We start from the raw sequence: 14,993 nt of genomic DNA on the forward strand, positions 1-14,993 counted from the left end.
TGCCTCACGCGGTGAGGAAGTCCCGCAGCGCCGCGGACACGGCGGCGGCCTCGGTGAGGAAGCCGTCGTGTCCGACCGGGGAGTCGATGACCCGGTAGTCGACCCGCCCCGGCAGATGCTCCGCGAGCTGTTCGACCTGGGCCGGCGGATAGAGCCGGTCCGAGGACACGGAGACGACGAGGCTGTCGGTGCACGCCTGCGCGAGTGCCGTGCGCAGGTCGGCCGAGCGTCCCGTGCGCACATCGTGATCGCGCAGCGCCTTCGACAGGAGGACGTAGCTGTGCGGGTCGAAGCGCGCGGCGAGCTTCTTCGCCTGATGGTCGAGGTACGAGGTGACCTCGTAGTACCCGGCTGAGCGCAGCCGCCGGGAGAAGCGCTCATTGAGGTCGGCGTCGTTGCGGTAGGTCAGGTGCGCGATCTGCCGGGCGAGTCCGAGGCCGGCGGCGGGGAACCTGCCGATCGCCGCATAGTCGCCGCCGCAGTAGTCGGGGTCGAGTTCGATGGCCCGCTCCTGCGTCATCGCCCACGCGATCTGGTCGGCCTCGGAGAACGCGGGGGCGGCGATGATCGCGCACTTCGCGGTCTTGCGCGCATCGAGGAGACCGAATTCGAGGGCCCGCGCCCCGCCCATCGATCCGCCGATGACGGCATGCCAGGTCTCGATGCCGAGGATCTGCGTGAGATTGTGCTCGAGGCGCGCCATGTCCCTGATCGTCACCACAGGAAAGCGCGACCCGTAGGGCAGACCGTCGCCGAAGGCCGACTGCGGACCGGTCGTGCCGCTGCACCCGCCGAGCGCGTTCGCACAGACGACGAAGTACTCGTTCGTGTCGACGGCCCTCCCCGGTCCGACGACCCCCGACCACCAGTCGGTGGCCCGGGTGTCGCCGGTGAGCGCGTGCTCGACGAGGATCGCGTTCGACCGATCGGCGTTGAGGGTGCCGAAGGTCTCGTAGGCGATCTCGACGGTCCCGAACGTGTCTCCGGAATCCGTGGTGAAGCCGAGGATCGACTCCACGGACGTGCTCTGGGTGGTCATCTCAGGCGGCGGTCTCGGCCGTCGCCGCTGCGGCGGCGAAGCCCGCATCGAGGTCGGCGAGGATGTCGTCGATGCCCTCGAGGCCCACCGAGAGGCGCACGAGGGCGGGGTTGACCCCGGAGGCGGCCTGCGCCGCGTCGTCGAGCTGCGAATGCGTCGTCGAGGCCGGGTGGATGACGAGCGAGCGGACATCGCCGATGTTCGCGACGAGGGAGTGGAGCTCGAGGGCGTCGACGAACGCGACAGCGGCATCGTAGCCGCCGGCGATGTCGAAGGCGAGGACCGATCCGACGCCCTGCGGCAGGTACGTCTTCGCCCGGTCGTGCCACGGGCTGGATTCGAGGCCGGCGTAGGCGACGCGCGTGACCTGGTCGTGGCCTTCGAGGTAGGCGGCGACCCGCTCGGCGTTCGCGACGTGGCGTTCGATGCGCAGGCTCAGCGTCTCGAGACCCTGGGCGATGAGGAAGGCGTTGAACGGGCTGACGGCGGGACCGAGGTCGCGCAGCAGCTGGACGCGGAGTTTGAGGCCGTAGGACACGTTCGCCCCGAACGCGGAGTCCGCGCCGAGGTCACGGGCGTAGACGAGACCGTTGTACGACTCGTCGGGGGTGTTGAAGCCGGGGAAGCGCTCGGGGTGGGCACCGTAGTCGAAGGTGCCGCCGTCGACGACGACGCCGGCGATCGCGGTGCCGTGGCCGCCGAGGTACTTCGTCGCGGAGTGGATGACGACGTCGGCGCCGTGTTCGATCGGGCGCACGAGGTAGGGGGTGGCAAGGGTGTTGTCGACGACGAGCGGCACCCCGGCGGCGTGGGCGATGTCGGCGACCGCGGTGATGTCGAGGACGTCGGAGCGGGGGTTGGAGACCACCTCGGCGAAGAAGAGCTTCGTGTTGTCTTCGACGGCGTCGCGCCAGGCGTCGAGGTCGTCGACGTCGACGAAGGTCGTGGAGATGCCGAGCTTGCGCAGGGTGACGTCGAGGAGGTTGTACGTGCCGCCGTAGAGGCTCGAGCTGGCGACGATGTGGTCACCGGCTTCGGCGATGTTCGCGATCGCGAGGAACTCGGCGGACTGGCCGGAGGCGGTGAGCACGGCGTGGACGCCGCCTTCGAGGTCGGCGATCCGGTTCTCGACGACCTCGGTCGTCGGGTTGGTGATGCGGGTGTAGATCGGGCCGAGTTCGGCGAGGGCGAACCGGTTCTTCGCCTGGTCGTTGTCGGCGAAGACGTACGAGGTCGTCTGGTGGATCGGCAGCGCACGGGAGCCCGTCGCGGGGTCGGGGACCTGTCCGGCATGGATCTGGCGGGTTTCGAATGACTGGGCCATGGCATCTCCTCTGAGTGAGCGGGTGCCTCCACTCTCACCCGTGACCGCCCCTGCTCTGCGCGTTCTCGTCATGGAGCTGTCACCGACCGTCATCTGCCGTCATGTGGCCGACCTCACCGAGGCGGCCCCGTCACCGGAAGTTGCGGGCCTTTGTCGGCAGCTGGACCTCGAGCGGGACGAGCTTGTGCGCATAGAGGCTCACGACGTCCCCGCCGCGCTGGATGAGCCCGGTGACGACGAGGGCGTTGCGGGAGGTCGCGACCGACCGGAACCGCTTCATCAGCCCGGCGGTGGCGACGACATTGAGCATCCCGAACTCGTCCTCGAGGTTGATGAAGGTGATCCCCGAGGCGGTCGCCGGGCGCTGCCGGTGGGTGACGAGGGCGGCGACGGTCATCCGCTTGCCGTCGGGAGCGGCGGCGGCATCGGCGGTCGAGGCGTACCCGCGTTCGCGCAGCGACTGCCGGAGGATCTCCGTGGGGTAGCCGTCGACGGTGATCCCGGTGGAGAAGAGCTCGGCCAGGGTCGTCTCGAAGGCGTCCATCGTCGGCAGGGCCGGGGCGTGGGAGACGGCGCCCGTGCCCGGCAGCACGCCCGGATGGGATCCGGCGACTCCCCCGGCCAGCCACAGCGCCTGCCGCCGGTCGAGGTCGAAGCCGGACAGGGCCCCGGCGGTGGCGAGTCCTTCGAGGGCCTGCTTCCCGATGCCGGTGCGTTCGGCGAGGTCGGCCACCGAGGCGAACGGCGCATGTTCGCGTTCGGCGACGATCACCTCGGCGAAGGAGCCGACGTGGGAGACCGAGTCGAGACCGAGCCGGATCCCCAGCTCCCCGGTCTCCGTGGCCTCGAGGTCGGTGCCGGCCGAGGAGCGGCGGAGGTCGACGGGCAGGATCGGCACCGCGTGCCGGCGGGCGTCGGCGATGAGCGACTGCGGGGAGTAGAAGCCCATCGGCTGGGCACGCAGCAGGCCCGCGGTGAACGCTGCATGGTGATGGTATTTGAACCATGCGGACTGGTAGACGAGGTTGGCGAAGCTGATCGCATGCGATTCGGGGAACCCGTAGTTCGCGAACGCCGCGATCGTGTCGAAGATCTTCTCCGCGGTCTCCGCGTCGACGCCGCGCTCCTGTGCCCCGGTGCGGAACTTCTCCGCGAGCTCGGCCATCCTCCGCTGCGAGCGGCGCGAGCCCATCGCCTGCCGCAGCCGGTCGGCGTCGGCCCCGGAGAAGCCGCCGACGTCGATGGCCATCTGCATGAGCTGCTCCTGGAACAGCGGGACCCCGCACGTCTTGGCCAGGGACTTCTCGAGCAGCGGGTGGAGGTATTCGACCGGGTCGAGTCCCTGCCGTCGCCGGATGTAGGGGTGGACCGACCCGCCCTGGATGGGGCCGGGGCGGATGAGCGCGACCTGGACGGCGAGGTCGTAGAACTCGCGCGGTCGCAGCCGGGGCAGGGTTGCGAGCTGGGCGCGGGACTCGACCTGGAAGACGCCGACGGCGTCGGCCCGGCAGAGCATCTCGTACACCCGCGGGTCCTCATCGTCGATGAGGGCGCGGTCGATGCGCTCCCCGGTGTGCCGGTCGACGAGGTCGACCATTTCGTGGAGGGCGGTGAGCATCCCGAGGCCGAGGAGGTCGAATTTGACGAGGTCCATCGCCGCACAGTCGTCCTTGTCCCATTGGACGACGGTGCGATGGTCCATCGTCGCGTGTTCGATGGGCACGACCTCGCCGATGGGGCGATCGGCGAGGATCATCCCGCCGGAGTGGATGCCGAGGTGGCGGGGTGAGCCGAGCAGGTCACCGGCGACGTCGATGACCTGGGCCGGCACCGGGGAGTCCGCGGCCTCGGGCAGGGTCGACCAGCGGTTGCTCGCCTTCGAGAACGCGTCCTGCTGCCCCGGGGCGAAGCCGAGGCTGAAGGCGGCGTCGCGGATCGCCGACTTCGCGCGGTAGGTGATGACGTTGGCGACCTGGGCCGCCCGCTCCCGCCCGAAGTGGTCGTAGACGTACTGGATGACCTCCTCCCGCCGGCCCGATTCGATGTCGATGTCGATGTCGGGGTAGCCCTTGCGGTCCGGGGAGAGGAAGCGGTCGAAGAGGAGGTTGTGCTTGACCGCGTCGACGGCGGTGATGTCGAGGACATAGCAGACCGCGGAGTTCGCCGCCGATCCCCGGCCCTGGCAGAAGATCGCCTCCCGATGGCAGAAGCTCGTGATGTCGTGGACGATGAGGAAGTACCCGCAGAACCCGAGCCGGGCGATCATGTCCATCTCCCGGTCGAGCTGCTCCCAGGCGCGCGGATGCTCCGCCCGCGTCCCGTAGCGGGCGAGACCGCAGTCGGTGACGAGCTCCCGCAGGTACTCCTCGGCCTCACGGTCATCGGGCATCGGCGCCTTGGGCAGTTCGGGGCGGGCCGAGCTCAGGGTGAACGCGCACTCCTCGCCGATCCGCACGGCCCCGTCGAGGGCAGCCGTGGGGAACTGCGCCGCCATCTCCTCTCCTGTGTGGATCCGGCCCGCCGCCGTCGCCGGCAGCCACCCGGCGAGGTCGTCGAGGGAGCGCCGCGACCGCACGGAGGCCCGCACCTGCGCCGAGCGCCAGTGCGCCCGCGTGGCGAAGTGGACGTTGCTGCTGGCCGCGGTCGGCAGTCCCGTCCGGGCGGCCAGGTCGGCCAGGTGACGCAGCCGCTCGTCGTCGTCCGGGGTGCCGTCGCGGCTGAGTTCGACCGCCGACGCGGTCGGGGCCGAAGAGCGCGCTCAGCCGCCGCAGGCGCCCAGCCCGCCGTCGGGGTCGCCCAGCGCCTGACGCAGGGGGCCCTTGCGGCAGCCGGTGAGGATCATCCAGTCCGCACTGGCCGCGGCGAGCTCCTCGAGGTCGAAGACGGGGCGGTTCTTCTCCCCGGCGAGGTTCGCCTGCGTGATCGCCGCCGAGAGGCTGCGGTAGCCTGCGACCCCGCGGGCGAGGACGAGCAGGTGCGTGGCCTCGGGGTCGGTCTGGCCGGGGATCTTCTCTCTCAGCCCGAGGGAGAGCTCGGCACCGAAGACGGTGGGCAGTCCCGCCTCGGCGGCGGCATGGGCGAAGCGGACGGCTCCGTAGAGTCCGTTGTGGTCGGTCAGGGCCATCGCGGACAGGCCCGCGGCGGCACCGGCGGTGACGAGGTCCTCGGGGTCGGAGGCGCCGTCGAGGAAGCTGAACTGGGAGTGGACGTGCAGCTCCGCCCATGGTCGGGTCGCCGAGGGCAGGAGGATCGGGCCGCCGACGCCGTTCGAGCTGTCTCCGAGGGCGCCCGGGTAGCGGGCGAGGCCGTCGGGGCCGCGCGGACCGACGGAGACCGGGTAGCGGTCCGGGCGGGAGAAGGCCGGGGCGTCGGAGCCGTCGGCGTGCTTGTCGACCGGGGTGCGGTTCGAACCGGAGGGATTCGGCGCGCCGTCTGCCTGCGTGCCGCCGGTCGGTGTGCCGCCTGCCCGAGTGCCGCCGGTCTGTTTGCCTTCGAGACGTCGGGCGAGCTCCGACCACGGGGTGCGCGGGTTCGAGAAGCCCATCAGCGGTACCGTCCCGTGAGATACCACTGGCCGGATTCGCGGCTCAGCAGCAGCGCCTGACCGGACTCCGTGACGACCTGCAGCCGCGTCCGGTACGTCGACCGGGACGGATCCCACCACCCGGATTCGATCGGCCACGATCCGGAGAAGTCGACGATCGCCTCGGTGGTCCCGGTCGGGAAGCGGATCGTCTGCGGGGCGGCGCCGAGGCCTGCGGGACGCGCCTCGACGGGGAGGCCTCCGGCGGCGAGCACATCGACGGCGACCCGGTCGACGGTCGTCGGCCGCGGGGTGCCCAGCGACCCCGGCCAGGGGGCCTGCGGGTCCCGGGCCGGGGCGGCGGTCTGCTGCCACGGGGTCCAGAGGTTCGTCTCGGCCGGATCCCAGCCGCCCTGCAGCCGGGGCACGAGGACCGCGTCGGGGCCGAAGAGGCCCTGCAGGCGTTCGAGGGTGTGGGTGATCTGCCCCGTGTTCTCGTCGAAGAGGCTCTTCGTCGCGCCCACCGGTGTCGTCAGCTCCGCGGCGATGAGGCCGAGCGCGGTGATCCCCTCCTCGGAGAAGTCCTCGGGATCGGGACCGGGGTCATCGCCGCTGTCGGTCGGGCCGCCGCCGATGTTTCGGCCACCGCCGACGGTCCTGCCTCCGCCGACGCTCCGGCCTCCGGTACCGGGACGGCCGAGGCCGGCCAGCCAGCCTTCGGCCTGCCACCGCAGCCGGTCGGCGATGGCGTTCTCGGTCATGTCCTCGATGCGCCATGTGCGCCGCGAGGAGCGGTCGCCGGCGGCGCGGAGGTCGATGGTGATCTGCGTGCACACGAGGCCTCTCGCACGCACCCGGGTCAGCAGGTCCGCGGCGAGCTGCCGGGCGAGGAAGCCGAGGGTGTCGCTGCGGGTGGTGGGGACGTCGAGGACGCTCTCGACCTGGAGGTCCTCCGTGCGGAGGTGATCGCGCAGGGGCCTGTCGGGACGGCCCGAGGCGAGGTCGTGGGCGCGCCGGCCGGCAGTGCCGAACCGGGACATCACATCGGTCGCGTCGAGGGCGGCCAGGGCGCCCAGACTCCGCAGCCCGAGGTGGACGAAGACGTCGATGAGGTCGGTCCAGCTCTCCCCGGTGACCTCGAGGGCGGTGATCGGCTGGGCGCTGAGGAACGCCACGGTCTCCCCCGGCGGGACACGGGTGGCCCTGCCGGCGGCGATCCGGGCGGCGAAGACGGTGTCGGCGATGCCGGGGAAGAACTCCCAACCGGTCGTCGCGACGAGCGCGGAGATCAGGGCCTCGACGGCGGCGGCTTCGTCGGCATAGCCGTGCCGCAGGGCGTCGAGGGGAACGGCGAGGGTCCCCGGAGCGAGCAGGGTGAACCGGGCGACGAGGTCTTCGAGCGCCTCCACCCCGGCCGAGAAGTGCCGGTTGTCGACGTCTTCGTCCCACACGAGGATCTGCGCCTCGGGACAGCGGAAGCCCGCGGCGCGCTTGTTGCTGCCCACGGCGATGCCGGCGGCCCGGGCCGGAGCATTGGCGGCGATGACCTTGCCGGCGTGGAGGACGGCGACCGGGGTGCCGGGACTGAGGTCATGCTCGATGCCAGCGGCCACCGCCGGCCAGTCGGGGACGGTGAGGACGAGGGTCCGCGTATCAGCTGACACTGCGGATCACCGGTCTCTGCTCGGGGCCGCGCCCGACGTCTGGTTCGGCATCCGCCCCAGGCGTCGGCACGGCATCCTGCCCGGCGGAGGCCGGCGCAGGCGTGCCCTCGGGTCCCGGGAGGAGGAAGCGGTGGACTCCGGTCTGCGAACGGGCTTCGACGAGGCACGAGCGCAGTCGGCCGTGCCCGTGATCGGTGCCCGACCAGTGGACGTCGGTGATCTCGATCTGCTCCGTGCTCCCCTGCAGCGGTGCGAGGCTGATGAAGCTCATCTTCCTCTCGCGCACCTTGGCCAGCAGGCGGGCGCGCTCGCCCGCGCTCGGCTGGTAGGCGGGATCGACGAGGAGGATGTCGAAGGATTCGATGAGGATCGAGGCCACCCGCAGCCAGTCCTGCGGCGGGGTGACGAGATTGACGAAATGGTCGAGGTCGACGCCGAGGTCGGCGATCGAGGACACCGCCGGTTCGCCGAGGCCGATGCCGGCGCACCACTTCTGCTCCCGGGTGGACTCGGCGATCGTCGCGAGAGCGCAGCTGAGCGACTGTCCGCCGGTCAGGGACACGATCTCCCCGCGCGGCAGACCGCCGCGACGGAAGATCGGCGCGAGCACAGGATGCACGGGCCGAGACGGATGGCCGTCGAACAGGGACGTTGCCGTGGAGATCCCCATCTCCCGGCTGAGCTGTTCGACGAGTGGTGCAGCGGACATGACATCTATTATCGAACTAGTGTTCGAAATAGGCAACATTCAGGCGGCAGCTGCGTTCGCTCGGGCGTGTCGCATCTTCGGCAGATACGGAATATACGGGTCCATACGGACCCGAGCACTGAGCACCAGGATCCGGGCGACTGCCCGCCCCCCGCCTCACTCGGGCAGTGCCGGGGCTTCCTTCGTCGTGAACGACACCGTGATCCACGCGTGCGGGTCGTCGCCGCCGAGGCGCGCCTCGGCCTCATCGCGGATGCGATCCCAGTCCTCGAGCGGGCGGGGAGGCAGACCGCGGGGAACATAGAAGACGATCTCGATCGTCCGCGCACGCCCCTGAGCCGTCGCATACACCCGGAAGTCGTCGAAGCCCTCGGCCGCGCAGATGTCTCGGGCGACCGCCTCGGCGTCCTTCCGCAGCGCGGGCGGGGTGACGAGGGAGACCTGGGCCAGGGCGCGGCGCGCCGTCGACAGCGGCACGGGGATGAGGACGGCGGCGACGACGGTGAGGACGGCCGGGTCGACGTAGGGCATGAGCCAGGCGGCGTCGGTGCCGTCGATGAGCATGCCGATGATGAACGCGATGAGCAGGGCGCCGGTGACGCCGCCGGCCATGATCCAGCCCTTGACGTCCATCGCGACGAACTCGGAGCCGATCCGCCGGTTCGCCCGGTGTTCGAGGGTGCCCATGACGGCGGTGATGAGGACGACGACCGCGGCATAGACGACGGCGGGGCCGAAGTCGACCGGGCGCCCGCCGCTGAGCAGCGCCGAGACCGCTTGGAACAGGGCGTAGGCGGCCACGCCCATCATGAGCACCGAATTGATGAGGAGGACGATCGGCTCGAAGTGCCAGAATCCCATCGTGAACGCGTTCTGCGTGCGCAGCGACAGTCGGTTCGTCACCGACCGAGAGATGAGACCGGCCACGGTGAGCGAGACGATCGACATCACCGCGTCCATGAGGGAGAAGACGCCGTCGAAGAGGATCGCGAACGACCCGGAGACGAGCCCGAAGCCGATCCCGAGCACGGACACGAGGAGGATCGCGACCAGGGAGACCTTGAGTGCCTGCTGTTCGGTGCGCATGTGACGGTGGGTCCCTTCACCTCGGCGGATGTCCGATCTCCATCCTAACGAGCGCCGAGGCGGTCGTCCGTCCGCACCGGACCGCCCCGCCCCTCCGGCCCGCACCCGCCCGCTGCGTCACCGCGGAGGACGGGTCCGTCAGGGCGCACTGTCCCCACGGGGACGTTTCGTTTGCGCCCGGCACGGTCTAGGCTCAGGGCATGAACGCCTCCGACTACGTGACCGCGACCCGCACGTCCTATGACGCGATCGCCAAGACCTACACGGACTGGGTCTCCGCCGAGCTCACCGCCAAGCCCCACGATCGCGCCGTTCTCGGCGCCTTCGCCGAACTCGTCCTTGCCACCGGGCACCCCGAGACCCTCGACCTCGGCAGCGGACCGGGCCGGATCACGGCGTTCCTCACCGGGCTCGGCCTCGACGCGACCGGACTCGACCTCTCCCCGGAGATGATCGCCGCCGCCCGCAGCCTCTACTCCGATCTCGAGTTCACGACCGGATCGATGACGTGCCTGCCGTATCCGGCCAGCAGCTTCTCCGGCCTCGTCGCGTGGTACTCGATCATCCACATCCCCGATGACGACCTCGATCAGGTCTTCGCCGAGGCGGCGCGGGTGCTCCGTGCCGGCGGGTACTTCCAGCTCGCCTTCCAGCTCGGCGACTCCGTCGACCACTTCTCCGACCTCGCCGGGTTCGACGTCGACCTCGACTTCCACCGCCGCAGCCTCGACGACGTCCTCGAGCGCCTCCGGCCCCACGGCTTCTCCCCTGTCACCCAGCTCGAACGCGAACCTGACGCCGCCGGCCGCTTCCCCGAGTCGACCAGGCAGGGATATCTCCTCGTGCGCCGGGACTCCGCTGACCGCCTCGGCGAGGATCATTACTGACCGGGGTGAGATGATGGCTGTCATATGAGCATCGACATCGTCTTCCACACCCCCGAGATCCCCGGCAACACCGGCAACGCAATCCGCCTGGCCGCCGTCACCGGGGCTCACCTCCACCTCGTCGAACCGCTCGGCTTCGATCTCACGGACGCGAAGCTGCGGCGGGCGGGCCTCGACTACCACGATCTCGCCCATGTCACGGTCCATCCCGATCTCGACCACCTGTGGGAGGTCCTCGGCGACCGGCGGGTCATCGCGTTCACGACGCACACGTCCGACTCCTTCGCCGAGGTCGCCTACGAGGACGGCGACGTCCTCCTCTTCGGTCAGGAGTCGACGGGGCTGCCCGATGCCGTCGTCGACGATGACCACGTCAACCTGCGGGTGCGGATCCCGATGCTGCCGGGCCGGCGCTCCCTCAACCTCGCGAACTCCGCCTCGATCGCCGTCTACGAGGCATGGCGTCAGCGCGGATACGCGGGCGCGTAGACTTCTCGTCGACAGTTTTTCCCGAAAGGACCACCATGACCGCCAAGTTGCTCACCATCGCCGGCTCCGACGTCTCCGGCGGGGCCGGACTCGAAGCCGACCTGAAGATGTTCGAGGAGTACGGTGCCTTCGGCACTGCCGTCGTCACCTGCATCGTCACCTTCGACCCGGAGGACTCGTTCAACCACGCGATCGACTTCATCGAGCCTGAGGTCGTCAATCGCCAGCTCGCCTCGGCACTCGCGATCCACCGCTTCGACGCGATCAAGTCGGGCATGCTCGGCTCCGTCGACTCCGCCCTCGTCCTCGCCGAGGACCTCAAGGACAATCAGCTGCCGTACGTCTTCGACCCCGTCCTCGTGTGCAAGGGCTCCGGGTCGATGGTCGACCTCCGGGATCTCTTCGTCGAGAACCTCGTGCCCCTGGCCACCGTCATCACCCCGAACCTCGAGGAGGCGGCCGTGCTCGCCGGCATCGACCCCATCGACTCCGTCGAGGGCATGATCGAGGCCGCGCAGATCATCCACGGGCAGGGAGCTCAGAACGTCGTCGTCAAGGGCGGAGCGCGCCTGGCCGGTGAGGACGCCATCGACATCCTCTTCGACGGGCAGACCGTGACGCCCCTGCGCTCGCGCAAGGTCAACGACAAGCTCGTCAACGGCGCCGGCTGTTCGTTCGCCTCGTCGATCGCCGCCGGGATCGCCACGGGCCTGTCGATCCCCGATGCCGTCGTCAAGGCCAAGGAGACCGTCGCCCACGGGATCGCGGCGAGCCTGGACAACGCGACCGGCGTGTCCTCGCTCCTCCACCCGGCCGCCCGCACGACGCCGTCGGCCGAGGTCGCCGTCACCGTCTCCTGACCCTCACCGCGCCCGGGGCGTCCCTGCGGGGACGCCCCGGGATGCGAAACTGCCCCCGCACACCTGATGGTGTGCGGGGCAGCTTGTTCGCGGTGGGAACCGCGAGGGGGATCAGCGCTTGCCGAAGCCCTTGTAACGGTCCTTGAACTTCTCGACGCGGCCCGCGGAGTCGAGGATGCGCTGCTTGCCCGTGTAGAACGGGTGCGAAGCGCTGGAGATCTCGACGTCGATGACGGGGTAGGTGTTGCCGTCTTCCCACTCGATCGTCTTGTCGCTCTTCGCGGTCGAGCGCGTGAGGAACTTGGTGCCGGACGCGAGGTCGTTGAACACGATCGGCGCGTATTCCGGGTGGATGTCCTTCTTCATATTCTTACCTTTGCTGAATCCGCTCAGGCGCCTGGTATGGGTTCGACCCATCCGCCAGTGCCCGAATTCGTCTGCTGAAAACGCTTCGCGCCGTAGGAACCGGACGCGAACCGACAGTCCAGTCTAACCGACGCACGCTCCCAATGCGATTCGACACCGGTCTCCTAGACTGTGGTCATGAACACTGCCCTCCCCACCCGATCCCGTCTCAGCGCGCAGTTCGACGTGCGCCCCGCCGCTCAGGCACCCGAGCTCATGGCCGCCCCGACGGCCGCGGCACTGCCGACGGTCACCGGTGACGTCGAGGTCTTCGCGATCGATCCCGAGATCGCCGACACCGCGGCCCTCCTCTCAGCGACCGGGCTGGGCCCGGAGACCTCGGCGAACTGCGTCCTCGTCGCCGGTGCCCGCTCGGGCGAGGAGCGGATCGCCGCCTGCCTCGTCCTCGCCGACACTCGAGCCGACGTCAACAAGCGCGTGAAGAAGCTCCTCGACGTCCGCAAGGCCTCGTTCCTGCCGATGGATCGGGCCGTCGGCGAATCCGGGATGGAGTACGGCGGCATCGGCCCGATCGGCCTGCCGGACACCTACCGGATCCTCATCGACTCCCGCGTCGCCGAGGCCGATGAGCTCATCATCGGCTCCGGCATCCGCGGGTCGAAGCTCTTACTCTCCGGTGCGGCACTCGCGTCCCTGCCGGGCGCCGAGGTGATCGAGGGCCTGGCGACCACCATCGCCTGAGAACGGCGCCCGGACTCACCCGGCAGCGCCAGGTCTGGCCCCGCGCCGTCCGCTTCTGCTCAGTCGAGTTCAGTTCAGTCGAGTTCTGCCCGTTCGAGGCCGGCCCGGTCGAGGACGAACTCGATGAGCGGACCGTAGAGGTAGGGGTCGACGTCGTCATCGAGGGGCACGACCGTCTCCATGGCGCCCTGGGCTTCGGCGACGAAGAGCGCCGGATCGTTGCAGTCGGCATAGCCGACGGTGCGCAGACCCCGCGCCGAGGCGGCCCCGGCCCAGCCGTGGTCGGCGACGATGAGGTCGGGCAGCGGCTCGCCCCGGCGGGCGAGGTCGTCGAGCAGTGTCTGCATCGGTTCGGCGAGATGCGTGTGCGGGGTGCCGCCGTGGAGCTGCCAGACCCAGACCCGGTCGATCTCGCGCAGGTCGCCGCCGAGTGCGGGCAGCGGGACCGAGGACGACTGCCGCACGATCACGGCCCCGCGCTCCTCAGCCGCCTCGGCGATGGCCATATGGACAGGCAGGAGGCCTGCGGGGTGGCCGGTGGCGAAGAGGATCCGTCCCCCGGCCCGGGCGACGTCGCCGATGGCGGCCGCGAGTCGTTCGAGGGCGTCGATGCAGCGCTCGGTCGAGATCGTGTCGACCCCGTGGGTGAAGTCCTTCTCCGGGCGTAGGCCCGCGCGCTCGACCATGAGCGCGAAGACGGAGTCGAAGTCCCAGTCCGCGGTGAGGCTCACCCCGAAGTCGAACTGGCGCTCTCCGGCGAGGAAGCGCCGCATGTGGTCGAGGTTGTTGTCCCGCGGTGTCGCCACCTCCCCCGTGATGCGTCCGGTCTCCAGGGCTTGGGCTAGGGTCGTGCGGTCCACTGATCTCCTCATACGGGGCGGCTGTGCTGCCACAGCGCCGGTCTCTCCGCCATCGCCAGTCGGTTCTCGGCAACGGCTCCCACAACTCTATACAGTCCCGCGACCACCCAGCCCCCGCACGCCCGTGAGGACGGGGGCACAGACGGGTGTTCCCGAGGTGTTCACACAGAAGACATATGCCTCGAGCGCTGAGGAGGGCCACCGAGGCCAGTCAACAAGGGACCTCCTCAACCGGGCGGAGTGCGCGTACCCTGGTGGCATGAGCTCAGCGATGCGCGTCATCAGTGATCCGGCGGCTTGGCTCGAGCGCGCCTTCGCCGCTCCCGACGAGGACGTCATCCTCGTCAGCCCTCACCTCGCCCGCAACTTCGGTGAGCGCATCGCCGAGGCGGCCGCAGGCTCCCCGCGGACGTGGGCGGTGGTGACGACGATCGATCCCGTGGCCGTCGCCGGCGGGTATCTCTCGGTCGACGGTCTGCAGCTGCTCGTCGACACCGGAGTCCAGATCCAGCATGTCGACCGCCTGCGCACGCACTGCTTCTTCGTCGGCCGTCGCGCCCTGCTCGGGTCGCCGAACCTCGGTGCCGCTGCCCCCGGTGCGGCCTACCTCGCTGAGGACGAGTCCCAGTCCGGTGAGCTCGCCGTCGAACTCACCGACGACGACCTCGCTGCGGCGTGGCGGGAGATCGCGGCGCTGCGCTCCGTCGTCGTCGATGCCCGCGACCTCATCTGGCTGCGGGAGCAGGCCGGTCGCTGAGCGCGGGGCACGCCCGCTAGACCACCGCTCCGCCGGCACGCTTCGTCACCGTCAGCAGCATCTCCTTGGCGCTCATGCGGATCTCGCGCGGTCCGTCCCCGAGGGTGAGGTCGACGTCGTCGGCGATGAGCCGCGAACCGGTGAGGTCGACGCCGAAATGGGAGAGGTTCCGCTCCCCCGCGTTGTCGAGGACGATCCGGATCCGCTCGGGAGGAGCCGCCGGCAGCCCGAGTGGTTCGGTGATGTCGAGGCCGTGGATGACATCGTGGCTGAGCGCGCCGACGACGCCGCCTCCCGGTGGCCGCCAGTCGGTGTCGATGTTGTTCCGCAGGACAGCGAGCAGCTGCGCATCCGAGAGCGACTCCGTGTCGGCTCTCGCCCTCCGATCGGCGAACCGATCGAACCGGAAGCCGTTGCTCACCACGCCGAAGAGGAACTGGGGCACACTGAGCCGGAAGGGCATCGAGAGGTGAGCGGCGACCTCTCTCACCCGCCACCCCGCGCAGAGCGAGGGCGTCGCCCACTGCTCCTCGGTGAGGCCGGCGAGGAGATCGGTCAGCCGGGTGCGTTCGGCAGTGGTCTCACTGCGGATGAGCTTCTCATTCATGTTCTCAGTCATACTCCTGATACGGATGAGGGGCGCTCGATTCATCGCTCCGGGGAAAGGTTTCTTCCGCTGAATCCATCT

At 70.0% G+C, this 14,993-nt stretch carries 13 protein-coding genes and 1 pseudogene; 5 read left to right on the forward strand and 9 right to left on the reverse strand.

Annotated elements, in window-relative coordinates; genetic code table 11:
- Positions 1 to 4: 4 nt before the first annotated feature.
- The 6 genes and pseudogenes from metX to AC2W7K_RS02015 form a co-directional block, all read right to left on the reverse strand.
- Positions 5 to 1,039 (reverse strand): homoserine O-acetyltransferase MetX, encoded by a 1,035-nt coding sequence (gene metX / locus AC2W7K_RS01990; RefSeq protein WP_486005695.1) that lies wholly within the window; start codon positions 1,037 to 1,039, stop codon positions 5 to 7.
- Position 1,040: 1 nt separating this feature from the next.
- Entirely contained in the window at positions 1,041 to 2,363 is a 1,323-nt protein-coding gene (locus tag AC2W7K_RS01995; protein ID WP_198498802.1) for a bifunctional o-acetylhomoserine/o-acetylserine sulfhydrylase, read from the reverse strand.
- 130 nt (positions 2,364 to 2,493) lie between these two features.
- Positions 2,494 to 5,907, reverse strand: a pseudogene (locus AC2W7K_RS02000) (error-prone DNA polymerase).
- Complete coding sequence (locus AC2W7K_RS02005; protein ID WP_211979211.1) at positions 5,907 to 7,550, reverse strand: DNA polymerase Y family protein; 1,644 nt, start codon at positions 7,548 to 7,550, stop codon at positions 5,907 to 5,909. The pseudogene AC2W7K_RS02000 and the gene AC2W7K_RS02005 overlap by 1 nt, the downstream one beginning before the upstream one ends.
- Positions 7,540 to 8,259 (reverse strand): P-loop NTPase family protein, encoded by a 720-nt coding sequence (locus AC2W7K_RS02010; RefSeq protein ID WP_249121064.1) that lies wholly within the window; start codon positions 8,257 to 8,259, stop codon positions 7,540 to 7,542. Before AC2W7K_RS02010 ends, AC2W7K_RS02005 begins: the two co-directional genes overlap by 11 nt.
- Positions 8,260 to 8,415: 156 nt before the next feature.
- Positions 8,416 to 9,345: a cation diffusion facilitator family transporter gene (locus tag AC2W7K_RS02015; protein ID WP_211979210.1), complete on the reverse strand. Its 930-nt coding sequence runs from the start codon at positions 9,343 to 9,345 to the stop codon at positions 8,416 to 8,418.
- 200 nt (positions 9,346 to 9,545) lie between these two features.
- Here AC2W7K_RS02015 and AC2W7K_RS02020 point away from each other — a divergent pair, with 200 nt between their 5' ends.
- The 3 genes from AC2W7K_RS02020 to AC2W7K_RS02030 are packed head-to-tail and all read left to right on the forward strand — an operon-like array spanning position 9,546 to position 11,581.
- Entirely contained in the window at positions 9,546 to 10,232 is a 687-nt protein-coding gene (locus AC2W7K_RS02020) for a class I SAM-dependent methyltransferase (RefSeq protein WP_211979209.1), read from the forward strand.
- A gap of 24 nt (positions 10,233 to 10,256) precedes the next feature.
- Positions 10,257 to 10,721: a tRNA (cytidine(34)-2'-O)-methyltransferase gene (locus tag AC2W7K_RS02025; RefSeq protein ID WP_211979208.1), complete on the forward strand. Its 465-nt coding sequence runs from the start codon at positions 10,257 to 10,259 to the stop codon at positions 10,719 to 10,721.
- A 35-nt stretch (positions 10,722 to 10,756) separates the two neighbouring features.
- Positions 10,757 to 11,581 (forward strand): PfkB family carbohydrate kinase, encoded by an 825-nt coding sequence (locus tag AC2W7K_RS02030; protein WP_486005696.1) that lies wholly within the window; start codon positions 10,757 to 10,759, stop codon positions 11,579 to 11,581.
- A gap of 111 nt (positions 11,582 to 11,692) precedes the next feature.
- On the opposite strand, the gene AC2W7K_RS02035 is transcribed toward AC2W7K_RS02030, so the two are convergent.
- The gene (locus tag AC2W7K_RS02035; protein ID WP_009375892.1) at positions 11,693 to 11,947 is read right to left on the reverse strand and encodes a type B 50S ribosomal protein L31; all 255 of its coding nucleotides are present in this window, start codon (positions 11,945 to 11,947) and stop codon (positions 11,693 to 11,695) included.
- Positions 11,948 to 12,124: 177 nt separating this feature from the next.
- Between AC2W7K_RS02035 and AC2W7K_RS02040 the strand changes: the two genes are divergently transcribed.
- Complete coding sequence (locus AC2W7K_RS02040; protein ID WP_211979207.1) at positions 12,125 to 12,688, forward strand: YbaK/EbsC family protein; 564 nt, start codon at positions 12,125 to 12,127, stop codon at positions 12,686 to 12,688.
- Positions 12,689 to 12,762: 74 nt separating this feature from the next.
- Here the strand turns inward: AC2W7K_RS02040 and AC2W7K_RS02045 are convergent, their stop codons facing one another.
- Positions 12,763 to 13,548, reverse strand: coding sequence for a phosphatase (locus tag AC2W7K_RS02045; RefSeq protein ID WP_249121063.1), 786 nt, complete (start codon positions 13,546 to 13,548; stop codon positions 12,763 to 12,765).
- A 259-nt stretch (positions 13,549 to 13,807) separates the two neighbouring features.
- Here AC2W7K_RS02045 and AC2W7K_RS02050 point away from each other — a divergent pair, with 259 nt between their 5' ends.
- Positions 13,808 to 14,305: a hypothetical protein gene (locus tag AC2W7K_RS02050; RefSeq protein WP_211979205.1), complete on the forward strand. Its 498-nt coding sequence runs from the start codon at positions 13,808 to 13,810 to the stop codon at positions 14,303 to 14,305.
- A 16-nt stretch (positions 14,306 to 14,321) separates the two neighbouring features.
- Here AC2W7K_RS02050 and AC2W7K_RS02055 read toward each other — a convergent pair whose 3' ends face one another.
- A complete protein-coding gene (locus AC2W7K_RS02055; protein ID WP_249121062.1) occupies positions 14,322 to 14,924 on the reverse strand; it encodes a maleylpyruvate isomerase family mycothiol-dependent enzyme in 603 nt (200 codons plus the stop codon).
- Positions 14,925 to 14,993 lie beyond the last annotated feature (69 nt).

The organism is Brevibacterium sp. LAARM2_SD2 (assembly GCF_057364785.1).